The sequence below is a fragment of the Cyanobium sp. Aljojuca 7A6 genome, from assembly GCF_024346455.1.
GTDB lineage: Bacteria > Cyanobacteriota > Cyanobacteriia > PCC-6307 > Cyanobiaceae > Cyanobium.
The window spans coordinates 62,706-83,485 of the sequence record NZ_JAGQCY010000003.1; the positions used below are offsets into that span (position 1 = coordinate 62,706).

At 70.6% G+C, this 20,780-nt stretch carries 20 protein-coding genes; 4 read left to right on the forward strand and 16 right to left on the reverse strand.

The window, feature by feature from the left end; genetic code table 11:
- Window positions 1–20 precede the first annotated feature (20 nt).
- From bioA to KBY95_RS03615, 6 genes are read right to left on the reverse strand one after another with little or no spacing between them, the layout of a single operon-like run.
- On the reverse strand, window positions 21–1,295 hold the full coding sequence (bioA, locus tag KBY95_RS03590) for an adenosylmethionine--8-amino-7-oxononanoate transaminase (protein ID WP_254963704.1): 1,275 nt from the start codon (window positions 1,293–1,295) through the stop codon (window positions 21–23).
- Window positions 1,292–1,447: a hypothetical protein gene (locus KBY95_RS03595; protein ID WP_254963706.1), complete on the reverse strand. Its 156-nt coding sequence runs from the start codon at window positions 1,445–1,447 to the stop codon at window positions 1,292–1,294. The genes bioA and KBY95_RS03595 overlap by 4 nt, the downstream gene beginning before the upstream one ends.
- The gene (bioD, locus tag KBY95_RS03600) at window positions 1,444–2,079 is read right to left on the reverse strand and encodes a dethiobiotin synthase (RefSeq protein WP_254963376.1); all 636 of its coding nucleotides are present in this window, start codon (window positions 2,077–2,079) and stop codon (window positions 1,444–1,446) included. Before bioD ends, KBY95_RS03595 begins: the two co-directional genes overlap by 4 nt.
- Entirely contained in the window at window positions 2,076–2,843 is a 768-nt protein-coding gene (locus KBY95_RS03605; protein WP_254963378.1) for a methyltransferase domain-containing protein, read from the reverse strand. The genes bioD and KBY95_RS03605 overlap by 4 nt, the downstream gene beginning before the upstream one ends.
- Window positions 2,816–3,550, reverse strand: coding sequence for an alpha/beta fold hydrolase (locus tag KBY95_RS03610; protein WP_254963380.1), 735 nt, complete (start codon window positions 3,548–3,550; stop codon window positions 2,816–2,818). The genes KBY95_RS03605 and KBY95_RS03610 overlap by 28 nt, the downstream gene beginning before the upstream one ends.
- On the reverse strand, window positions 3,550–4,719 hold the full coding sequence (locus KBY95_RS03615; RefSeq protein ID WP_396094872.1) for an aminotransferase class I/II-fold pyridoxal phosphate-dependent enzyme: 1,170 nt from the start codon (window positions 4,717–4,719) through the stop codon (window positions 3,550–3,552). The genes KBY95_RS03610 and KBY95_RS03615 overlap by 1 nt, the downstream gene beginning before the upstream one ends.
- A 208-nt stretch (window positions 4,720–4,927) precedes the next feature.
- On the opposite strand from KBY95_RS03615, the gene KBY95_RS03620 reads away from it, so the two are divergent.
- Window positions 4,928–7,693 carry an RNA helicase gene (locus tag KBY95_RS03620; protein WP_254963708.1) on the forward strand — a complete coding sequence of 922 codons (2,766 nt, stop codon included), beginning with the start codon at window positions 4,928–4,930 and terminating at the stop codon, window positions 7,691–7,693.
- Here KBY95_RS03620 and purB read toward each other — a convergent pair.
- Window positions 7,690–8,985 (reverse strand): adenylosuccinate lyase, encoded by a 1,296-nt coding sequence (gene purB, locus KBY95_RS03625; protein WP_254963383.1) that lies wholly within the window; start codon window positions 8,983–8,985, stop codon window positions 7,690–7,692. The two genes, KBY95_RS03620 and purB, sit on opposite strands and share 4 nt — an antisense overlap.
- 52 nt (window positions 8,986–9,037) lie before the next feature.
- Window positions 9,038–9,250, reverse strand: a complete 213-nt coding sequence (locus KBY95_RS03630) for a hypothetical protein (protein WP_254963385.1) — start codon at window positions 9,248–9,250, stop codon at window positions 9,038–9,040.
- Window positions 9,251–9,391: 141 nt separating this feature from the next.
- On the opposite strand from KBY95_RS03630, the gene KBY95_RS03635 reads away from it, so the two are divergent.
- Entirely contained in the window at window positions 9,392–10,213 is an 822-nt protein-coding gene (locus tag KBY95_RS03635; RefSeq protein ID WP_254963387.1) for a TlyA family RNA methyltransferase, read from the forward strand.
- A 36-nt stretch (window positions 10,214–10,249) separates the two neighbouring features.
- On the opposite strand, the gene KBY95_RS03640 is transcribed toward KBY95_RS03635, so the two are convergent.
- Window positions 10,250–10,588, reverse strand: a complete 339-nt coding sequence (locus KBY95_RS03640) for a P-II family nitrogen regulator (protein WP_015110582.1) — start codon at window positions 10,586–10,588, stop codon at window positions 10,250–10,252.
- Between the two features lie 194 nt (window positions 10,589–10,782).
- On the opposite strand from KBY95_RS03640, the gene queF reads away from it, so the two are divergent.
- Window positions 10,783–11,202, forward strand: a complete 420-nt coding sequence (gene queF / locus KBY95_RS03645) for a preQ(1) synthase (RefSeq protein ID WP_254963389.1) — start codon at window positions 10,783–10,785, stop codon at window positions 11,200–11,202.
- A 1-nt stretch (window position 11,203) separates the two neighbouring features.
- Here queF and KBY95_RS03650 read toward each other — a convergent pair whose 3' ends face one another.
- The 7 genes from KBY95_RS03650 to KBY95_RS03680 form a co-directional block, all read right to left on the reverse strand.
- Window positions 11,204–12,523 carry a cytochrome c biogenesis protein ResB gene (locus tag KBY95_RS03650; RefSeq protein ID WP_254963391.1) on the reverse strand — a complete coding sequence of 440 codons (1,320 nt, stop codon included), beginning with the start codon at window positions 12,521–12,523 and terminating at the stop codon, window positions 11,204–11,206.
- Window positions 12,520–13,248 (reverse strand): cytochrome c biogenesis CcdA family protein, encoded by a 729-nt coding sequence (locus tag KBY95_RS03655; protein ID WP_254963393.1) that lies wholly within the window; start codon window positions 13,246–13,248, stop codon window positions 12,520–12,522. The genes KBY95_RS03650 and KBY95_RS03655 overlap by 4 nt, the downstream gene beginning before the upstream one ends.
- A gap of 25 nt (window positions 13,249–13,273) precedes the next feature.
- Window positions 13,274–14,419 (reverse strand): FtsW/RodA/SpoVE family cell cycle protein, encoded by a 1,146-nt coding sequence (locus KBY95_RS03660; protein WP_254963395.1) that lies wholly within the window; start codon window positions 14,417–14,419, stop codon window positions 13,274–13,276.
- Window positions 14,420–14,629: 210 nt separating this feature from the next.
- Entirely contained in the window at window positions 14,630–14,830 is a 201-nt protein-coding gene (locus KBY95_RS03665; RefSeq protein WP_216906015.1) for a phycobilisome linker polypeptide, read from the reverse strand.
- A gap of 46 nt (window positions 14,831–14,876) precedes the next feature.
- The gene (gene apcB, locus KBY95_RS03670) at window positions 14,877–15,365 is read right to left on the reverse strand and encodes an allophycocyanin subunit beta (protein ID WP_216906017.1); all 489 of its coding nucleotides are present in this window, start codon (window positions 15,363–15,365) and stop codon (window positions 14,877–14,879) included.
- 43 nt (window positions 15,366–15,408) lie between these two features.
- Window positions 15,409–15,894, reverse strand: a complete 486-nt coding sequence (locus tag KBY95_RS03675; RefSeq protein WP_015110589.1) for an allophycocyanin subunit alpha apoprotein — start codon at window positions 15,892–15,894, stop codon at window positions 15,409–15,411.
- Window positions 15,895–16,279: 385 nt separating this feature from the next.
- On the reverse strand, window positions 16,280–19,306 hold the full coding sequence (locus tag KBY95_RS03680; RefSeq protein WP_254963397.1) for a phycobilisome rod-core linker polypeptide: 3,027 nt from the start codon (window positions 19,304–19,306) through the stop codon (window positions 16,280–16,282).
- Between the two features lie 149 nt (window positions 19,307–19,455).
- Here KBY95_RS03680 and KBY95_RS03685 point away from each other — a divergent pair, with 149 nt between their 5' ends.
- A complete protein-coding gene (locus tag KBY95_RS03685) occupies window positions 19,456–20,679 on the forward strand; it encodes a bifunctional 2-polyprenyl-6-hydroxyphenol methylase/3-demethylubiquinol 3-O-methyltransferase UbiG (RefSeq protein ID WP_254963399.1) in 1,224 nt (407 codons plus the stop codon).
- Window positions 20,680–20,780: the final 101 nt, after the last annotated feature.

Consider the following 20,780-nt stretch of genomic DNA (forward strand, 5'->3'; position numbering starts at 1 on the left):
CTCCAGAAGGGCTAACCCCTTCAGAGGCTGGAGAGGGCTGCCTCGATGACGGCGTAGCAGTGGGCCAGCTGGTCGTCGTCGATGCACAGGGGCGGCAGCAGGTAGACCACCTGCCCCAGGGGCCGCAGGAACACCCCTTTGGCCAGGGCCTGGCGTTGCAGCCGCTGGCCGACGGGATTGAGGTAGCCGGGGGCGTCGGTGGCCACCTCGAAGGCGGCGACGCTGCCCAGCAGCCGCGGCCGCCGCACCAGGGGGTGGCGCGCCAGGGCCTCCAGGTGGGGGCGGTGGCGGGCCTCCAACTGCTGGTGGCGCTCCGGACGCTCCTGCAGCAGGGTCAGGCTGGCCAGGGCGGCGGCGCAACCCAAGGGGTTGGCGGTGAAGCTGTGGCCGTGGAAGAGGGTCAGGCCGGGGGTGGTGCCGATGAAGCCCTCGAAGATGGCCTCCCGCGCCAGGGTGACGCCCATGGGCAGGAAGCCGCCGGTGAGCCCCTTGGAGAGGGCCATGAGGTCGGGGTGGATGCCGGCCCGCTGGCAGGCGAACAGGTGGCCGCTGCGGCCGAAGCCCGTCATCACCTCATCGGCGATCAGCAGGGTGCCGCTGGCGCGCACCAGCGTTTCCACCTGGCGCAGGAACCCCTCCCGCACCAGGGCCATGCCGCCGGCCCCCTGGAGCAGCGGTTCGAGGATCACCGCCGCGGTGGGCGTTTCCAGCAGCTGCTCCAGCCGCTCCAGGGCGGCGGCCTCCCGCGCTTCCACCCCGTCGTCGCCCCACCAGGTGGCGGGCCAGGGGGCCCGGGCCACGGCGAACAGCAGCGGCTCGAACGCTTCGGAGAACAGGGAGCGCTCCCCGACCGCCATGGCGCCGAAGGTGTCGCCGTGATAGGCCCCATCGAAGGCGATCAGCTGCCGGCGCGGTTCGCCCCGGTTGCGCCACCACTGCCAGGCGATCTTCAGGGCCACCTCCACCGCCGTGGAGCCGTTGTCGGAAAAAAACAACCGCTCCAGGCCGCTGCAGGCGGCCAGCCGCTCAGCCAGCTGCTCGGCGGCCGGGTGGCGGAAATCGGAGAAGCCCACCTGCTCCAGGGTGCGGGCCTGGCGGGCCAGGGCGCCGGCGATGGCGGGCTCCCCGTGGCCGTGCAGGGTCACCCACCAGCTGCTGATGGCATCGATCAGCCGGCGGCCGTCCTCCAGTTCGAGCAGGGCGCCTTCACCACGCACCACCCGCAGGGGCGGGTCGGCGGTGGCCACCTGGGTGAAGGGGTGCCAGAGGTGGGGATGCCAGCCGGGGCGATTCAGCGGCAGACCTCCGAACGGCGTTCGCCCTCGGTGGCGATCGGCCCGCAGTTCACCCAGCGGATGACGCTGGTCTCGATGTCGGTGAACAGCACCAGGATGCCCGCACAGAGCGCGGCCACGGCAGCTGTCACGAGCAGATGCTTTCGGCTCATGGCTGCAGGCTACGGGCCAGGCCACTGCGCTGCCATTGCCGCTCCAGGGTCTCGCGGTTGAGGGGATCCAGGGGCGGCAGCTCCGCCAGCACCGGCACGCCCCCGAGGGCTTCCAGGGTGCGGGGATTGTCGGGGTGGGGGTCGCCGTTGAGCACCAGCCCGAGCACGGGGATCGAACGCCGGGAGAGGGCCTCGAGGGAGAGCAGGGTGTGGTTGAGGGTGCCCAGGCCGCTGCGGGCCACCAGCAGCACCGGCAGACCCCAGACGGCGATCTGCTCGATCTGCAGCCAGTTGCGCCGCAGGGGCACCAGCAGCCCGCCGGCCGTCTCCACCACCAGGGGGCCGTCCCCGGCCGGCAGGGCCAGCCGGGCCGGATCGATGCTGACCCCGTCCCGCTCGGCCGACCAGTGGGGGGAGACGGGGGCGGTGAGGCGGTAGGCCTCCGGCCACACCCGCTCCGGCGGCAGCCCCAGCAGCTGCTGCACCCGGCCCGTGTCGCCGCCCCCCTCCATCCCGCTCTGCACCGGCTTCCAGTAGGTCGCCCCCAGCCCCTGGACCAGCAGGGCGCTCACCACCGTCTTGCCCACGTCGGTGTCGGTGCCGCAGACCACCAGCTGCAGGGGGGTGCTCATGGGACGGGGACGCCGGGGTGGTCGCGCTGGCCCAGCAGCAGCAGCACCTCCCAGGTGAGGGGCGTCTCCTGGGGCCAGTGGGCCAGGAGTCGGCGCAGCTCCCCGGCCGACAGGGGCGGCCGCTGGCTGGCGTCGGCGCCGAGGCGCCGCAGGTGGCGCAGGGCGGCCAACCCCCCCTGGTGGGGCCGGCTGAAGCGCAGCACCCGGCTGTGGCGGGGATGCAGACCCGCGGCGGCGGCGGCGCGGAGCAGGCGCTCGGCCGCCGGCAGCTCCAGGGCCGTGCAGGCCACGCCGGCGGTAGCGGCGGCCCTATGCCACTGGGGGAAGCTGCCGGCGGTGGGCACCGCCAGGGCCAGCCAGCCGCCCGGGGCCAGCGAGCGGCACCAGTGGCCCAGCTGGTCGGCCGGGTCGTCGAGCCACTGAAGCGCGAAGCCGGAAGCCAGCAGGGCCGCCCCCTGCAACGCCGCCGGCAGCCCGTCGTTGAGGTCCCACACCAGATGGGGTTGCAGGGGGTTGCGCTGCAGCAGTTCCGGGCAGAGGTCCAGTTGCAGCAGCCCCTGGGCCGGCAGCGCCCGCGACAGCAGGCCGCTGCCGGCCCCCAGGTCGGCGCGGGGGCCGGCAGGCAGGGGCAGATCGCGGCAGAGGCGCCCCAGCCGACAGGCCACGGCCCGCTGCAGCAGGGCCTGGGCCTCGTAGCCTGCCGCCCCGCGCCCGAAGTGACGGCGCACCAGGTTGTTCACGCCGCGCCAAGGCCCTGCAGCCACTCCAGCACCGTCGCCATCACCGGGCTGCGCAGCAGGCAGTGGCCGGCCCCCGCCAGGCTCACCACCTCGGCCTGGGGCAGTGCCTGCCGCAGGAGGGCGCGGACCTGGGGGCCCACGATGCGGTCGGCTTCGGCTTCCACGATCAGTACCCTGGCGCCGCTGGGAAAGCCGGCCGGCAGGCCATCGCAGCGCTCCAGCAGCGCCAGGTCCTGCCGCAGCCGCGCCCGGCCCGCCGCCGACACCGGCTGGTCGGCGGGCCCGGGAGGCAGCAGTTCGGCGGGATCGGGGCTGGCCGCCTCGATCAGAAAGCGCCGCAGCAGGGTCTGGGCCCGCAGGGCCGTTTCGGCGTCGCTGGGGCCCTCGGCCAGCTGGGCGGCCATGGCCGCCAGGGCGGCGCGCACCTTGCGGCCCTCCGCCCCCGGCGGTACGAAGCGGCCGAAACCGGCCAGCAGCACGACGGCGTCGGCCCCGGCGAGCACCGCGGCGTCCAGCAGGTGGGGGCCCATGGAGTGGCCGATCACCACCCGCCGCCCGGCTCCTTCCCAGGCGGGGCTGCGCGGGGCGTGGGGGCCGTAGCCACGCTCTCCGCAGGCCCAGAGCCAGCCCAAGGGAGCGCTCATCTCCTGCCAGGCGGTCCAATTGGTGCCATCGCCGGCCCAGCCGTGCATGGCGATCACCTGGAGGCTGGCGGGGGCGCTGGAGGCCATCAAGGGGTGAGGGGGGACGGGGCCGGGCCGAGGGCCTTGAGCAGGCGAGGAAGGGTTCCGCTGGGGAGATCCTGGCGCAGCACCAACCGCAGCCGGGCCGTAGCGGCCGGCACCGTGGGGGGACGGATCGCCACCGCCAGCAGACCGGCGGCCTCGAGGCGCCCCTGCAGGGCCAGGGCGGCCCCGTCGTCCCCCACCAGCAACGGCAGGACCGGCCCGTGGCCGGCGGGCCGTGGCCAGCCCGCCGCCGCCAGCACCTGCCGCCAGCGGCTTGCCCGCGCCAGCAGCGCCGTGCCGATCTCGGGCTGGGCCTCGACCTGCCGCAGGGCCGCCAGGGCCCCGGCCGCCAGGGGCGGCGCCAGGGCCGTGGTGTACCGGAAGGCTCCGCTGGCCTGCAGCAGCCAGTCGCCCAGCAGGGCGTCACCGGCGAGGAAGGCGCCACCGCTGCCGAAGGCCTTGCCGAAGGTGCCGCAGACCAGGTGCACCCCCTCCAGGCCATGGCCCAGGCCGCGGCCGCCCGGGCCCAGCACCCCCAGGGCATGGGCCTCATCGAGCAGCAGCAGGGCCCCGTGGCGCCGGCACAGGGCGGCCAGGGCCGGCACGTCAGGACTGGTGCCCTCCATGCTGAACAGGCTCTCGCTGAGCACCAGCCGGGTCTGGTCGGGTTGGTTGGAGCGGGCCTGGGCCAGCCGCCGCTCCAGATCCTCCAGGTCGTTGTGGGCGAAGCGCACCAGCCGCGCGCCGCTGGCACGCACCCCGGCCAGCAGCGAATGATGCACGTGGCGGTCGGCGCAGACCAGGGCACCCCGATCGGCCAGGGCCGTGACCGCCGCCAGGTTGGCCTGGAAGCCACTGGGGAACAGCAGCACCCGCTCCCGATCCAGCCAGGCGGCCAGGGCGGCCTCCAGCTGCAGATGCACCGGCCGGGTGCCGGTGACCAGCCGCGAGCCGCCGGCTCCCAGGCCGCTGCTGTCCAGTTCCGCCCGGGCAGCGGCGATCACGCAGGGATGGCGACTCAGGCCCAGGTAGTCGTTGCTGGCCAGATCCAGCAACGGCACGCCAGCGCCTGTCTCCGGCCCGGCCTCCCCGATCTCCTCCTGCAGGGCGATGCCATCGGTCGGACGGAAACTGCGCAGCCGCCGGTGTCGCTGCTGGTGCAGGGCGGCCAGCCCGTCATGGAGCCGCTGTCGCCAGGGGGGCCTCAGGCCGTCGGCATCCAAAGGACGACCCCGAACAAGGGTGCAAAAAACCCTAAGTGGCTGGCAGGTCGCGGCCAGCCCATAAGATTCCCCCATGCTCGACCGCCCCGACGTTGGCAGCACCACCCGCGCCGACGGGCCCAGCAACAACGCGATCGGCAGCGACGTGACGAGCAGCATGGCCATGGCCGCGAACAACGCCGTGCCGCCGGTGGAGGAGTTGTTCCCCTTCCCCCTGGATGATTTCCAGCTGGAGGCGATCGATGCCCTGAACCAGGGCCACTCGGTGGTGGTGAGCGCCCCCACCGGCTCCGGCAAGACCCTGGTGGGCGAGTACGCCATCCACCGCGCCCTGGCCCATGGCCAGAAGGTCTTCTACACCACCCCGCTCAAGGCGCTCTCGAACCAGAAGCTGCGGGATTTCCGCCACCAGTTCGGCCACGAGAAGGTCGGCCTGCTCACCGGCGATCTCAGCCTGAACCGGGAGGCGCAGGTGGTGGTGATGACCACCGAGATCTTCCGCAACATGCTCTACGCGGAGATCGACCACGCCGACGACGATCCCCTGGCCGATGTGGAAGCCGTGGTGCTCGATGAGTGCCACTACATGAACGACACCCAGCGCGGCACCGTCTGGGAGGAATCGATCATCCACTGCCCGACACGGGTGCAGCTGGTGGCCCTTTCGGCCACGGTGGCGAACGCCGGCCAGCTCACCGACTGGATCGAGCGGGTCCATGGCCCCACCCGGCTGATCCACAGCGACTTCCGCCCCGTCCCGTTGGCCTTCAGCTTCTGCAGCGCCAAGGGCCTGCACCCGCTGCTCAACGACGAGGGCACCGGCCTGCATCCCAACTGCAAGGTCTGGCGCCCTCCCAAATCCACCCGCCGCAAGGGACCGAAGGAACCGCGGCCGCCCCAGCCGGAGGCCCCCCCGATCGGCTTCGTGGTGGCCCAGATGGCGGAGAGGGAGATGCTGCCGGCCATCTATTTCATCTTCAGCCGCCGCAACTGCGACCGCTCCGTGCGCGATCTGGCCAAGGTGTGCCTGGTGAACGCCGAAGAGCAGGCGCGGATCCGCCAGCGGCTGGACGCCTTCATGGCGGTGACCCCCGAGGCGGTGCGGGAGGGCGGCCATGCCGAGGCCCTGCTGCGGGGCATCGCCGCCCACCACGCCGGCGTGCTGCCGGCCTGGAAGGAACTGATCGAGGAGCTGTTCCAGCAGGGGCTGATCAAGGTGGTGTTCGCCACCGAGACCCTGGCCGCCGGCATCAACATGCCCGCCCGCACCACGGTGATCTCGGCCCTCTCCAAGCGCACCGAGCGGGGCCACCGGCCCCTGATGGGCAGCGAGTTCCTGCAGATGGCGGGCCGTGCCGGCCGCCGCGGCCTCGACACCCAGGGCTACGTGGTGACGGTGCAGAGCCGCTTCGAGGGGGTGCGGGAGGCCGGGGCCCTGGCCACCAGCCCGGCCGATCCCCTGGTGAGCCAGTTCACCCCCAGCTACGGCATGGTGCTCAACCTGCTGCAGCGCTACGACCTGGCCAAGGCCCGGGAGCTGGTGGAGCGCAGCTTCGGCCGCTACCTCGCCGGGCTGGATCTGGCCGAGGACGAAGCCCGCATCGCCGAGCTGATGGCCCAGCTGGCCACGCTCGAATCCAGCGGCGGCGAGGTGCCCTGGGACGATTTCGAGGACTACGAGAAGGTCCGCGGCCGCCTGCGGGAGGAGCGGCGCCTGCACCGGATCCTGCAGCAGCAGGCCGAGGAGACCCTCGCCCACGAGCTCACCCTGGCGCTGCAGTTCGCCAGCGAGGGCACCCTGGTGAGCGTCAAGGCGCCGGCCCTGCGCAGCCGGGTCACGCCGGCGGTGATCGTCGCCAAGGTGCCGGGCTCCGGCCAGTTCCCGCTGCTGCTCTGCCTCACCGACGAGAACGTCTGGATCCTGCTGCCCTGCCACGCGGTGGTGACCCTGCACGCCGAGCTCAGCTGCCTGCAGGTGAACCAGCTGGAGTCGCCGGAGCTGCACCACGCCAATGAGCTGCGCCACGGCGACAACGCCAGCGGCGGCCTGGCCCTGGCGGTGTCCTCGATGGCCCGCCGCCACGACATGCACACCCCCCGCTACGACCTGGCCGGCGAGGTGCAGCAGCAGGGGCAGCTGGTGCAGCAACTGGAGCAGGAGCTGGAGGCCCACCCCGCCCACCGCTGGGGTGACCGCAAGCACCTCAAGAAGCACCGCCGCCGCATGGAGGAACTGGAGGAGGAGATCGGCGAACGGCAGCGGCTGCTGCACCACCGGGCCAATCGCCACTGGGACACCTTCCTGTCCCTGATCGACATCCTGCGCTTCTTCGGTGCCCTCGACGGCGAGGAGGGGCTGGAGCCCACCGAGGTGGGCCGCACCGTGGCGGCCCTGCGGGGCGATAACGAGCTCTGGCTGGGGCTGGCCCTGATGAGCGGCCACCTCGATGGCCTGAATCCGGCCGAACTGGCGGCGGTGCTGGAGGCCATCTCCACTGAGGTGAACCGGCCTGATCTCTGGTGCGGCTACCCGCCGCCACCGGCCTCCGAGGAGGCGCTCCACGACCTGCGTGGCCTGCGGCGCGAGCTGCAGCGCCAGCAGGAGCGGGCGTCGGTGGTGGTGCCGGTGTGGTGGGAGCCGGAGCTCACCGGCCTGGTCCACGCCTGGGCCCGGGGCGCCAGCTGGAACGACGTGATCGCCAACACCTCCCTCGACGAGGGCGATGTGGTGCGGATCCTGCGCCGCACAGTGGATCTGCTGGCCCAGGTGCCCTACTGCGAGGCGATCAGCGAGCAGCTGCGCCGCAACTCGCGCCTGGCCCTCAAGAGCATCAACCGCTTCCCGGTCTGCGAGATCGAGGATCTGCTGGCGGGTGGCAACGGCAAGCTTGATCCAGCGACGGAACGGCCTCCGGCCGCTTAGATCCCCAGCCGCTCCCAGATCACATCCAGATTCGCCCGGTGCAGGTCGGTGGCGAAGCAGGCGTCGAGCGACTCGGGGCCCAGGTGGCTGGTCACCACAGGATCTCCCGCCAGGTTGGCGCGGAAGTCGCCGCCCTCGGTGTTCCAGGCGGCATGGGCGTGGCGCTGCACGATCCGGTAGGCCTCCTCGCGGCTCAGCCCCGCCTCCACCAGCGCCAGCAGCACCCGCTGGCTGAACACCACGCCGCCGTAGACGTTCATGTTGCGGGCCATGTTCTCGGGGTACACCCCCAGGCCTTCCACCACGGCGGTCATCTCCCGCAGCATGAAGTGCAGGGTGACCGAGCAGTCGGGCAGCATCATCCGCTCCACCGAGCTGTGGCTGATGTCACGCTCGTGCCAGAGGGCCACGTTCTCCAGGGCCGCCACGGTGTAGCTGCGCAGCACCCGGGCCAGGCCGCTGATGCGTTCGCTGCGGATCGGGTTGCGCTTGTGGGGCATGGCCGAGCTGCCCTTCTGCCCCTTGGCGAAGTTCTCCTCCACCTCCAGCACGTCGGAGCGCTGCAGGTTGCGGATCTCGGTGGAGAAACGCTCCAGGGAGGTGCCCACCAGGGCCAGGGTCTGGACGTACTCGGCGTGGCGGTCACGGCCGATCACCTGGGTGCTGGCGGTGTCGGGCACCAGGCCCAGCAGCCGGCAGGTGATCGCCTCCACCTGCGGATCAGTGTTGGCGTAGGTGCCCATGGCGCCGCTGATCTGGCCCACGGCCACCACTGTGGCGAGCCGCTCCAGCCGCTCCCGGTTGCGCTCCGTTTCGGCCAGCCAGCCGGCCACCTTGAAGCCGAAGGTGATCGGCTCGCCGTGGATGGCGTGGGAGCGGCCGATCATCACCGTGTCCTTGTGGGCCCGGGCCAGCCGGCGCAGGGCATCGGCGAGGCCATCGAGCTCGGTGCGCAGCAGGGCCACCGAGGCCTTCAGCTGCAGGGCCAGGCCGGTATCCAGCACGTCGGAGCTGGTCATGCCCACGTGGATGTAGCGGCCCGCATCACCGACGTGCTCGTTGACGTTGGTGAGGAAGGCGATGACGTCGTGGCGCACCTCCTCCTCGATCTCCAGGATGCGGGGCACCTCGAAGGCCGCCTTCTCCCGGATCGTGGCCAGCGCCTCGGCGGGCACCCGGCCCAGCTCCACGTTGGCGGCGGTGGCGGCGATCTCCACCTCAAGCCAGCTCTGGAACTTCGCTTCCTCGCTCCAGAGGCGGCCCATCTCGGGCAGGGTGTAACGCTCGATCAATGGCCGGGCGGTGGTGAACGATCCACCAACCTATCGAGCCGCCCTTACCGGCTCAGGCGGCGGCGGTGAGGCGGCGGTAGGGCAGCTCCAGGTGCACCATCGATCCCCAGGCCTGCTGTCGCACCCAGCAACGGGTGCCGCGGCGGCGGATCAGCTGGAAGGGGGGCAGGTCCTCCGGATGGTCGCGCAGCCTGACGAAGCTTCCTGGGTGGAGCAACTCCACCACGTTGGATCCGGGGGCAGCCGTGGATCCGGGGGCAGCCATGGGAGGAAGCGAGAGAGACTGTGTCGCCATCCTGCGACTGTTCCGAGCCGAACCCTCCGGTCATCGGTTTTTGTTCGGTATGGGTCGCAGTTCGATGACAACATTCCGGTGGAGCGGTAGCACCCATGGCCGAAACGCACGATGGCCCGTAAGGAACGGCTCGATCGCCGGCTGGTGGATCTGGGTCTGGTCACCAGCCGCCAGCAGGCCCAGCAGTTGATCCGGGCCGGTCGGGTGCGCGGTGGCGGTGAGGTGCTCGACAAACCGGGCACCGAGGTGCCCGAGACCCTGCTGCTGGAGGTGGAGCAGCCGCCCCGGTTCGTCTCCCGGGGGGGGGAGAAGCTGGAGGGGGCGCTGGCGGCCTTGCCGGTCCAGGTGGCAGGCCGTGTGTGCCTCGACGGCGGCATCTCCACCGGCGGATTCAGCGATTGCCTCCTGCAGCACGGTGCCGTGCGCGTGTATGGGATCGATGTGGGCTACGGCCAGACCGCCTGGAGGCTGCGCACCGATGAACGGGTGGTGTTGCGGGAGCGCACCAACCTGCGCCACCTCACTCCGGAGGCCCTCTACGGCGAGGGGGACCCCTGGCCCGACCTGGCCGTCGCCGACGTGTCGTTCATTTCCCTCACCCGGGTGCTGCCGGCCCTGCGGGCCTTGCTGCTGCCGAGCGGCGAAGCGCTGCTGCTGGTCAAGCCCCAGTTCGAGGTGGGCCGCCAGCGGGTGGGCAAGGGGGGGGTGGTGCGGGATCCAGCGGCCCACGCTGATGCGATCGCCACCGTGATCGCGGCGGCCAGGGAACTGGCGTGGCAACCGGCGGGACTGGTGGCCTCGCCCCTCACTGGGCCGGCAGGCAACCACGAGTACCTGCTTTGGGTCGTCCCGCCCGGCCACGCCGAGCACGACGCCGAGAGCCGGGATTGGTGCGAAAGGATCGCCAGCCTGGTGACGGCCACCCTGGCGTAGGGAGGCCGTCACCAGGCTGGCGGGCGATGGGGCCGTTCAGATGGCGCCGCTGTCGAGGTCGCCGGTACGGATCCGGATCACGGAATCGACGGTGCTGATGAAGATCTTGCCGTCGCCGATCTCGCCGGTGCGGGCGGCGTCCTGGACCGCCTGGACCACCGTGGCCACCCGGTCATCGTCGACGACGATTTCGAGCTTGAGTTTCTGCAGGAATTCGACCGTGAATTCGGAACCGCGATAGCGCTCCACCTGCCCTTTCTGCCGACCGAATCCGCGAACCTCGCTGACGGTCATGCCAACGATGCCTGCATTGACAAGGGCGATCTTCACGTCCTCGAGTTTGAAGGGGCGGATGATGGCCTCGATTTTCTTCATGGCTGTGCTGCGGTCAGGAAGGCGACGGGTGGAGTCTCTCAGAGTCCCCACCTGCGGAGGGGACGGCTCCATTACCGCCGAGCCTTGCCGGGGTCGTCGTAACGGTTGCTACGCGGACTCCGGGCCGCTGACCGCGGCTGGGCGACCCCGTGGGTCCAGTACGGTCGAAAACCGACCCCTTCCCCCCACCGACCATGGCCACGCCAACGCCGGCGGCCCTGTCTCAGACCGTGACGCCTCTCTACGGCGAGCGGGCCATCGCCGAGGCCCAGCTGATCTGTTTTCCCAATCCCCGGGTGGGTCGGCCCTACGAAGTGGCGATCGAACTGCCGGAGTTCACCTGCACCTGCCCCTTCTCCGGCTACCCCGATTTCGCCGTCCTGCGGCTCCTCTATCAGCCGGGGCCCCGGGTACTGGAACTCAAGGCGCTCAAGCTCTACGTCAACAGCTACCGCGATCAGTCCATCTCCCACGAGGAGGCGGCCAACCGGATCCTCGACGATCTGGTCAGTGCCTGCGATCCAGCCTGGATGCAGCTGGAGGCCGATTTCAACCCCCGTGGCAACGTTCACACCGTGGTGCGGGTCAGCCACGGCGTTCGCCAGCCCTGCTGAGTCAGGGCTGGGGTTCCAGACGCTGCAGCAGGGCCGGTAGCTCGGCGGCGAAGGCGGTGAGGTTGCGGTTGCAGAGGCCCGCCACGTGCAGCCGGCCGCCGGCCCCATCGGCGATGGCCCAGAGCTGGCGGGTGGCCACCAGGCTGAGGCCACCGCCCAGCAGGGCAATGGCGAAGCCGGTGTAGACGAGGGGCACGCCGGGATCGCGTTTGAGCAGGATGCCGCTGGCCGGCAGCACGCTCGCCACCCGGATTGGCAGCCCCTTCACCTCCTGGGCCTCCCCGCCGGGCACCAGCTGGGCCAGGGCCACCCCATCGGGGCCGAACACCTGCACCGGCCCCTGTTCGCTGGTGAGGCTCAGCAGCACCGGCTCGGAGCCATCGGGGCGGGTGGGCAGCACCAGCCCCCAGAGCTGATCGCCGAGCTGGGGGAAGCTCTGCAAGGGCAGCTCCAGCACCGGGCTGCGGCCCAGCTGCAGGCTGATCGTCGCCAGGGACCAGTCCGCCTGGTACAGGGTCATGCCCCGGTAGCGCAGGGGGTGGTTGACGCTGATCGCGGCTTCAGTGGGCGGGGCGGTGTCGGTGGGGGGGATCAGCCGCAGGCTGGAGGAGAACTGCTCCGGCCTGCCGGCCGGATCCCGCTGGATATGGAAGTCGTCAAGGGCCAGGGTCACCTGGGTGTTGCCGCGGCTGTCGAGCAGTTCCAGTTCCCGGCCAGGGGCCAGAAAACGCTCCAGCCGCTGGCCGCCCAGGGCGCCCCAGGCCGCCCCCACCATCAGCACCACCATGCCCGCATGCACCAGCAGCGGGCCGACCCGGCCGAGCACCCCCCGGCGGGCCGCCAGGCGGTCGTCCTGCCGATGGATCTGCCAGCCCGAACGGCGCAGATCGGCCTCCAGCCGCTCCAGGCCGGCAACGGGCTCCGCGGTGATCAGGGTTTCGGCCACGCTGAGTTTGCTGAGCTGGCGCGGGCTGCGGTAGTCGACCCAGCGCCGGGAGGCCTGCAGGGCGGGCCACTGGCGCCGCCAGCTGCAGAGGATCAGGGACAGGCCCAGCCAGGCCAGCAGGCCCAGGAACCAGCCACTGGAATAGACGTGATCCAGCTGCAGCCGCAGCACCCCGTCCCCGCCCAGCAGGCCCAGCCAGGGTTTGGGGTCATAGAGCTGGTGGTAGAAGACGGCCTCTTCCTTCTGGGGGATGGCCGTGCCGACACCGCTGGCCAGGGCGATCAGCAGCAGCAGGCCAATGGCCAGGCGCAGGTCGGAGATCCAGCCGGCCAGGCGTTGCAGGGGGCGCCAGGGCGAGGCGGCGGTGCTGGTCATGGCAGCACCGACAGCAGGGTGAGGCCGCCGCTGGCGAGCAGCACCACGCCGCTGATCGGTGGCACCCACTGGCCCAGCCGGCGCAGTTGCAGCAGCCCGGGCAGGGAGGCGGCCACGGTGCCCGCCAGCAGCAGGGGCACCACCTGGCCGGCGCCGAAGCTGCAGAGCAGCAGCATGCCGACCAGGGGCTGGCCGCTCTGGGCCATCCAGGCCAGCAGCACCGCCAGGACCGGGGTGGTGCAGGGGGTGGCGGCCAGGCCGAAGGCCAGGCCGGCGGCCAGGGGCGCGAGCGGGGCCGGCACCAGGCGTCGCCAGCGCTCGGGATCGGGTCCGGCCGGCAGGGGCAGGCGCAGCAGACCCAGCAGGTTGAGGCCCATCACCACGGCCACGACGGCCACCAGCAGGGGCAGCTGGCCGGGGATGCGCCCATAGAGGCTCCCCATCAGGCCACTGGCCAGGCCGAGCAGCACCAGGGCCGCCACGATGCCGGCGGCGAAGCTGACGCTGCGCTGCCAGGGTGCACGGCCCTGCCCCTCAGCGCCGAAACCGGCCAGGTAGGCGAGGGTGACGGGCAGGAGCGAGAGGGAGCAGGGGCCGAGGCTGGTGACCAGGCCGCCGCTGAACACCAGCGCCAGGGTCAGGGGGCCGGGGTGGGCCAGGGAGCCCTGGAGCAGCAGTTCACTGCTGCGGGCCCAGTCGGCGAACGGCAGCCCGGAGCTGAGCATGGCCGGTCAGGTGTGGCAGCAAGGCTCAGCCTATCGGGGCAGGCCGTGGGGCCCGGCGCCGGGGCCGGACGGGTTCCAGTCCGGAGGACTCCAGGGAGCAGCGCAGCAGCAGACCCGCCAGGAACAGGCTGCTCAGCAGCGAGTTGCCGCCGTAGCTGATCATCGGCAGGGGCAGGCCGGTGGTGGGCATGGAGCCGCTGGCCACGGCGATGTTGAGGATCGACTGGCCCACCAGCAGGGTGGTGCAGCCAATGGCCACCAGCCGGTGCTGGTTGCTGCGGCAGGCCAGGGCCACCCGCAGACCCACGAAGCCGAAGATCACCAGGAACAGCAGCAGCATCACCGAACCGATGTAGCCGAACTCCTCAGCGAAGACAGCGAAGATGAAATCGGTGGTCTGGATGGGTAGGTACTGCAGCTTCTGGGTGGAGAGCCCGAAGCCCGAGCCAAGCACCCCCCCTGAGCCGATGGCCAGCAAGCTCTGCACCAGCTGATAGCCGTCCCCCTGGGCGACGCGCCAGGGGTCCAGGAAGGAGGTGACCCGGGCTAGCTGGTAAGGGTTGATCATGATGCTGAGGCTGCCCAGGACGACACCGCCGCCGGCGGCCCCCAGCAGCAGCGTCAGGGGCAGCCCGCCGGCCAGGGCCATCAGCCAGAGCAGCAGTCCGAGCAGGGCGGCGGTGCTCAGGTTGGGCTGCTTGAGGATCAGCAGGATCACCACCCCGAAGATGCCGATCCAGAGGAGTTTCTGGTCGAGGGCGATGCGGCGCCAGTGGGAGAAGATCACCGCCCCCTGCAGCACGATGAAGGGCTTGATCAGCTCCGAGGGCTGCAGCTGCACCGGGCCGAGCACCAGCCAGCGACTGGCCCCGTTCACGGTGGTGCCCACGACAAGGGTGGCGGCCACCATCAGGGCACCCACCAGCAGGGCCGGTGCCGCCAGGTGCAGCCAGCGCCGCATTGATGTGCGCAGGCCCAGCCAGAGCAGCCCCCAGCTGGCCACCAGCCAGATCGCCTGACGCTTCACGTAATAGGCCCCGTCCCCCATCTCCCGCTCGGCCACCCACCAGCTGGCGGAGGTGAGCACGAGAAGGCCCACCAGACTCCAGAGGGCCACCAGGCCCAGCAGCAGGCGGGATTCTGCCGGCCACTGCTGCCAGGGCAGCGGCATCAAGCCCGCGCCCGGGCGGCCGTGGAGCAGGCGTGGCGAAGAAGGGGACAAAGCCGCGGCGGGGATCCGGGAATGGCCCATTCAGCCGTGACGAAGGCGGGTTTGTCGAGTCGCGCGGCACATTTCTCCGTCTCCACCGCTTGCCATGGGTCGAGCCACAAAAAAGCCCGGCCATGGGCCGGGCGCTGGAGGAGTGGTGCCCGGGGGCACTCAGTTGCCGCAGTTTTGCTGGCGACGACCGGTAGCCAGTTCCACCTTCAGGATCCTGCCGCCCTGCTTCATGATCCGCTGCTGTTCGGCGAACCAGCTGTGGTAAGGCACCCACTTGGTGAAGTAGGTGTTCTGCAGCTCCCTCTGACTGCGTGCCTTGTCGGGGCAGGGGATGCAGGCTGTGATCTTGAACAGGCGCATGGGGTGATCCTCGGAAAACGTGCCGTGGTGGGGGCGTTGCTGGGGATCAGTTGCCCAGGCCGGAGCTGATGTAATCGAAATAGACGCCCATCTCACGACCGGCATCGGGGCCGACGAGGGAGGCGGTGGTTTCCTTCATGGCCTGGATCGACTGCACCGTGGCGCCGATGGGCACGCCCAGGGAGTTGTAGGTCTCCTTGAGGCCGTTCAGCACGCGCTCGTCGAGGATCGACGTGTCACCGGCCAGCATGGCGTAGGTGGCGTAGCGCAGGTAGTAGTCGAGGTCGCGGATGCAGGCCGCGTAACGACGGGTGGTGTACATGTTGCCGCCCGGACGGGTGATGTCCGAGTAGAGCAGGGCCTTGGCGACGGCTTCCTTGATGATGGCCGAAGCGTTGGCGCTGATGGTGGCGGCGGCCCGCACCCGCAGCTCACCGCTGGCGAAGTACTGCTCGAGGCGGCCCATGGAGCCGCCGTCGAGATAGAGCCCCTGGACGTCGGCCTGATTGATGACGTTGGTGATGGCGTCTTGCATGGATCCTGGGTTTGATGGCGATGGACGGGAGGGAGGTGAAACCTCAGGAGAGGGCGCCGACCACGTAGTCGAAGTAGAAGCCGGCCTCTTCGGCATCGGAGCCGGTGAGGAGACCTGTGGCTGCGGTCTTCATCTCGCGCACGGCTTCCGCCATGGCTTCGAGGGGGGTGCCGAGGGCGCGATACATCTCGCGGGCCCCGATGACGCCGATCTCTTCGATCGGGGTCACATCCCCGGCAACCACGCCGTAGGTGACCAGGCGCAGGTAGTAGTCCATGTCGCGCAGGCAAGAAGCCGTCATCTCCTCCCCGTAGGCGTTACCGCCGGGGGAAACGAGATCGGGGCGCTTCTGGAAAAGCTGGCCTCCGGCCTGCTTCACGATGCGCTCCCGGCTTTCGGCCAGGACCTGGGCGACGCGCAGACGACGCTGACCTCCTGCCACGAACGACTTGATCTGGTCAAGTTCGCCAGGGCTGAGGTAGCGGGCTTCGGCGTCCGCGTTGATGATCGAGTTGGAGACGATGCTCATGCAGTTCTGCCTCGAAACAAGCGGTCACCGTGAAGGAGACCGGTATCCGGTGGGTAAGGGTGATCGGCTTGGCCGACCGTCGCATCATTCTGTGGCAAGGCCCGTCGCTCCCATGGGGGCCGGTAACAGTTCTTCACGGCAGATGTCTTGGCGAGATCCCTTGGCTTGCAAGGGCTTTCGCGGGAGTTCTTAACACCGGACAAGCGCAGCAATTGTTCATCTTTTGTTGTCGCGGCCCAGCGCACCGCACGCGCATTCACAGACGAATCTCCCCGTCTCGTTGTAGAGACAGGCCATAAGAAACCCCCCGGGGCTGACCCGGGGGATCGCTCAAAGCATGGGGACCGCTCCCTTCAGGGGCGAGCCTCGATCGGCTGGGAGGCAATCAGATCGCGCCCCTCACCGAGGGGGTGAGACCGCCATTGCCGCCATAGAGAGAAGCGGTGCGGTTCACGGTGGTGAGGGGCACGCCATCTTCGGTGGCCAGGCCGCGAAGGTAGGGCACCGTGTCCTGGCCGAAGGCCGTGGCGTATTCCCGGGCGTTGAGCAGTTCGGCCACGGCGGCCTGCTGGCCGGCTGTGGCACGGGTGGCGAGGAACTGGCTCACTTCGGCGGGCATGGCGGCACGGCCGAGCAGGGCCAGGTAGGCGGCCGAGGCCGCCCGCAGGGGGGCCATGCGCTGGAGCCGTTGCTGGAACAGATCACTGCCGGCGATCTGGGACACGAATTCGGCCACCGAAAGCTGGCCGTCCCGCAGCTGGGATTCGGGATCCATCTGCCGTTCGGCGGCGAAGGGCACGCGATTGAGGAGTTGGCGATAAGCGGCCTGCACCACCTCCTGGACCTGGGTTTCGCTGGGATCCCTCAGCAGCTGCACGGGACGCGACAGGCTCTGACGACGGCTGAAGCCCTGGGGGGAGCCGGGCCGCAGGGCCTTGGCCATCGCCCCGTCGGGAGCCACGGCGGCGCCGCTCAGCAGGCTGGTGCCCACCGAGGCTTTCCAGTTGCCGGCGATGCCGAGGCTGGCGGGGGCCAAGTAACCATTGCTGCCGCCCGTCGTGGAGACGCCGCTGCGCCAGACCGGGGCGGATCCGCCGCCGGGCTGCCAGCGGGACTGGCTCCAGCTGCGGGTGGGGGCCGGCGGCTGTTTGACCGTCTGGGGACCACTGGGGACCCCGGATGGGGCCGTGGTGCTCTGGCCACCGGCCACATCGGCCTTCCACTGCCCGCGCACGGTTGGCCTCGCCGTCAGGTTGCGCGGCACCAGATCGCCCACGGTGCGTAGCGCCTGGGCCACGGGGACGGTGGGACGCTGGAGGGGGGTGATGTCGGCGACCGGCACCAGGGTTTCCACCAGGCCTGGCACCCGGCGGGCATTGCGATCGGCCGGAGTGATGAAGCGCTCGTAGGGGACGGTGTCCTCGCCGAAACAGTCGTTGTATTCGCGGCTTTCGAGCATGGCGTCAACGACGCCATAGAACCCCTTACGGGCCGCCGTGTCGAAGTAGGCGTTGATCTCCCAGCGGCCGAAGCTGGGCCGGCCGAGCAGGCGGCGGTGCATCACCTCGATGGCCTTGGTGATGTAAAGGTTGCTCCAGTAACGACGACGGAAGGCCGTGGAGCGGGCCACCTGGCGCACGAACTCCCGCAGGCTGATGTCACCGTTCTCAAGCTTGATCTCCTCCACCTTGTTGCGCTCGCCGGCGTAGCCGGCGGTGCCCAGCACCTGCACATAGACCGCATTGATGACGGCCTGGGTGCTGGATTCGGTGCCACGGATGCTGGGCTGGCCGCCGCGACGGGGCGTGGAGCTGCCGCCGGTGGCGATCTGCCGCAGGCGTACCACCTTCGGACCCACCCGGCGTGGGACGGCCTTGCGGAACTGGGCGCTGTCCATGGGCCCGGGCTGGGCCATGCCGTTGCCAATCAGGATCCGACGGGTGTCGTAGCTGAAGGGCGCCGGCCGGGTGGCCACCGAGGCCGTGCTGGAGGGGAAGATCGCCCCGTAGGTGAGGGCCAGGGGATCGTTGCCGCCGCCGTAGGGGTGCTGGTCGGCGAGGGGTTGGCGGTAGGAGGCGTAGAGAGTGATGTACTGGGGGGCGCCCTCAAACGGGGCGCTGAAGCGGAAGAGGTTGCGGTTGGACCCCCAGCCAGCGCTCTCCTGGGCTTCCTCGCCGATGTCGCGAAGGTAAGGAACCGTTTCCTCACCGAAGACCCGGGCATATTCCATGCCGTTGACAAGGGCATCAACGAGGCCGTTCAGACCCTTGGCGCTGACGATGGCGAAGTACTGGCGGAACTCCTCGATCGAGCTGACACCGCGGCCGAGGAAATGGCGGAAGGCCAGTTCCACCACCCGGCTGTTGGAGAAGCGGCCATAGAACTGCCGCTGATAGACCTTGCTGCGGCCCAGGGCGCGGATGAACTCCCGCATCGAGAGTTGGCCCTGGCGCACCTGGGTGGCCTCCACCGGGCAGACCACCTGGGAATAGCCCTTGACGATGTCCCGCTCGAACACCTGGCGGTAGGCGGCACGGATGATCTCGGCCTTCTCAGCGCCGGATAGGCGTGGCCGCATCACGAAGCGCTGGGCACCTTCGGCGGCGAGGGCATAGGTCGCCGGAAGCTGCAGCCCCTGGTTGACGGGGCTGCCGAGGCGGGCGCGGGTGGAGGGGGTGGCCACCTCGAGCTCCTTGAGGAGCACGTTGAAACAGTCGATCACCAGCTGGCGGGCTTCTGCCTCGCCCTTGAACAGGCCGGCGGCGGCGGCGCGCATCTCCTGGAGCGCCACGTTCGTGGCCGAAAGAGAGCAGGCCTTCTCGAGCACATCGCGGAGGCCGCGGGTGTTCACCGCCAGGATGCTGGGATCGCCGGCGATCACCGCGTAGCCCACATAGCGCAGGAACCAGGCCATGTCCCGCAGCGACTTGCGCATGCGGGCGTTGCCGTAGATCGCCACCGAGATGGGGCTGAAGCCACTGGGCAGAACGACCCGCACGTCGGCGTCGGCCTGGACGCCCTCAAGGATCCGGCCGAGCAGACCACTGCCCCCGGAGCCCTGGGCGAAGGTGCGCACCGAGCGCTGGAAGGCGGCCTGGTCGGCGGCGAGGGCGACACCATCGGCGGCCCCGGCGCTGGGGGTGCTGAGGGGGGCGTCGAGGTAGGAGAGGGGGGTGCCGCCCGTGAAGATGCGGTTGGCGGCCCGGGCCACGATCGCGTCGGCGTTGGCGGAGATCCGTCGGGCGGCTTCGACGCGGATCTGGCCGCTGCGGAAGAAGGTGGTCAGGGCATCCAGTTCGCCGCCGTCGGGGAAACGGTCCTGCTGCTCCGCCTTCCGGACGCTGGAGAGCGGCAGGGTGTCGTAGCGCTGGGGGGCGACCCTGGTGCTGCCGCTGCTGGCGGTCACGGTCATGAACGAGAGCGAGCCGGGCTGGGTCACGTTACGGCTGCCCCCCTGGCCCCCCGGCGGGGGATGAACAAATGTTTGCAGCCTTGCCTGAGGCTCAGGCTGAACGGCGGCCGGCGCCGTGGAATGCTGCCGGACCCCGCACCTAGGCACGGATGAATCACCCCCCGGAGGCCCCATTGGATGCCGCCACACCGGTGGTGAGCGCCTTCTACGACCGTTTCCCCTACCCGGGGGACCCCCTCCAGGACGGCCCGCCACCGGGGTACAACTGGCGCTGGTGTGTGGACAGCGTCGTGGCGTCCGTCGACGGGGCCCTGCCGCCGGCGCCGCGCCCCTGGCGGATCCTCGACGCCGGCTGCGGCACGGGGGTGAGCACCGACTACCTCTGCCATCTCAACCCGGGGGCCGCCGTGCTGGCGGTGGACATCAGCGCCGGTGCCCTGGCGGTGGCCCGGGAGCGCACCGCCCGCTCCGGAGCCGCCGGCCAGGTGGCGGAGCTGCGCATCGAGCAGCGCAGCCTGCTGGACCTGGCGGGGGAGGGCCCCTTCGATTACATCAACTCCGTGGGAGTGCTGCATCACCTCGACCAACCTGAGGAGGGCCTGCGGGCCCTGATCCCCCTGTTGCGGCCGGGGGGCCTGCTGCACCTCTTTCTCTATGCCGATGGCGGCCGCTGGGAGGTCCACCGCACCCAGCGGGCCCTGGCCCTGATGGGGGTGGGCACCGGCCCGGCGGGCCTGCGGCTGGGGCGGGAGCTGTTCACCACCCTTCCAGAGACCAACCGCCTGCGGCGGCATCACGAGCAGCGCTGGGCCCTCGACACCGCCGCCGATGCCAACTTCGCCGACATGTATCTCCACCCCCAGGAGACCAGCTACGACCTGGCGCGCCTGTTCCGTTTCATCGATCAGCCCGGGGTCCGCTTCGCCGGTTTCTCCAATCCCGAGGTCTGGGATCCGGCCCGGTTGCTGCGGGGGGAGCTGCTGGAGAGGGCCCAGGCGTTGCCGCCAGCGCAGCAGTGGGCCCTGGTGGAGAACCTGGATCCCGACGTCAGCCATTTCGAGTTCTTCCTGCGGCGCCAGGACGACGACGGAGCAGTGGTCGCGGCGCCGGAAGTTTGGAGCGACGCGGTCCTGCTGGCGGCCGGCGGCGAGCGCAACCGTTGTCTGTGGGGTTGGCCGTCCACCGCCTTGCTGGGGCCGGAGCTGCGGCCCCTGACCATCACCGAGTCCGAGCTCGCCCTGATGGAGGCGCTGGAAGTGGCCCCCGCCGGCACGCCGATCGGGGCGCTTGCCCTGGACCAGGGCCCCGAAGAGCGGCTGTCGGCGGCGCGGCGGTTGCTGGCGGAGCAGGTGCTTCTGTTGCTTAGAGCCTGAACGGGCCGAGTGATAAAGTCCGCACGCCAAGACAGAGCCTCGACGGTTGCAGGCTGCCCTGACCCCCTCTCCGGATGCCGTTCCCCCCGCGGAGACGTCGG

Coding starts and splice junctions, on each gene's coding strand:
- KBY95_RS03595 (WP_254963706.1), bottom strand. CDS start 1,447: ATGAGCCGAAAGCATCTGCTCGTGACAGCTGCCGTGGCCGCGCTCTGT.
- bioD (WP_254963376.1), bottom strand. CDS start 2,079: ATGAGCACCCCCCTGCAGCTGGTGGTCTGCGGCACCGACACCGACGTG.
- KBY95_RS03610 (WP_254963380.1), bottom strand. CDS start 3,550: ATGGCCTCCAGCGCCCCCGCCAGCCTCCAGGTGATCGCCATGCACGGC.
- KBY95_RS03620 (WP_254963708.1), top strand. CDS start 4,928: ATGGCCATGGCCGCGAACAACGCCGTGCCGCCGGTGGAGGAGTTGTTC.
- KBY95_RS03630 (WP_254963385.1), bottom strand. CDS start 9,250: ATGGCTGCCCCCGGATCCACGGCTGCCCCCGGATCCAACGTGGTGGAG.
- KBY95_RS03635 (WP_254963387.1), top strand. CDS start 9,392: ATGGCCCGTAAGGAACGGCTCGATCGCCGGCTGGTGGATCTGGGTCTG.
- KBY95_RS03640 (WP_015110582.1), bottom strand. CDS start 10,588: ATGAAGAAAATCGAGGCCATCATCCGCCCCTTCAAACTCGAGGACGTG.
- queF (WP_254963389.1), top strand. CDS start 10,783: ATGGCCACGCCAACGCCGGCGGCCCTGTCTCAGACCGTGACGCCTCTC.
- KBY95_RS03650 (WP_254963391.1), bottom strand. CDS start 12,523: ATGACCAGCACCGCCGCCTCGCCCTGGCGCCCCCTGCAACGCCTGGCC.
- KBY95_RS03655 (WP_254963393.1), bottom strand. CDS start 13,248: ATGCTCAGCTCCGGGCTGCCGTTCGCCGACTGGGCCCGCAGCAGTGAA.
- KBY95_RS03660 (WP_254963395.1), bottom strand. CDS start 14,419: ATGCCGCTGCCCTGGCAGCAGTGGCCGGCAGAATCCCGCCTGCTGCTG.
- KBY95_RS03665 (WP_216906015.1), bottom strand. CDS start 14,830: ATGCGCCTGTTCAAGATCACAGCCTGCATCCCCTGCCCCGACAAGGCA.
- apcB (WP_216906017.1), bottom strand. CDS start 15,365: ATGCAAGACGCCATCACCAACGTCATCAATCAGGCCGACGTCCAGGGG.
- KBY95_RS03675 (WP_015110589.1), bottom strand. CDS start 15,894: ATGAGCATCGTCTCCAACTCGATCATCAACGCGGACGCCGAAGCCCGC.
- KBY95_RS03680 (WP_254963397.1), bottom strand. CDS start 19,306: ATGACCGTGACCGCCAGCAGCGGCAGCACCAGGGTCGCCCCCCAGCGC.
- KBY95_RS03685 (WP_254963399.1), top strand. CDS start 19,456: ATGAATCACCCCCCGGAGGCCCCATTGGATGCCGCCACACCGGTGGTG.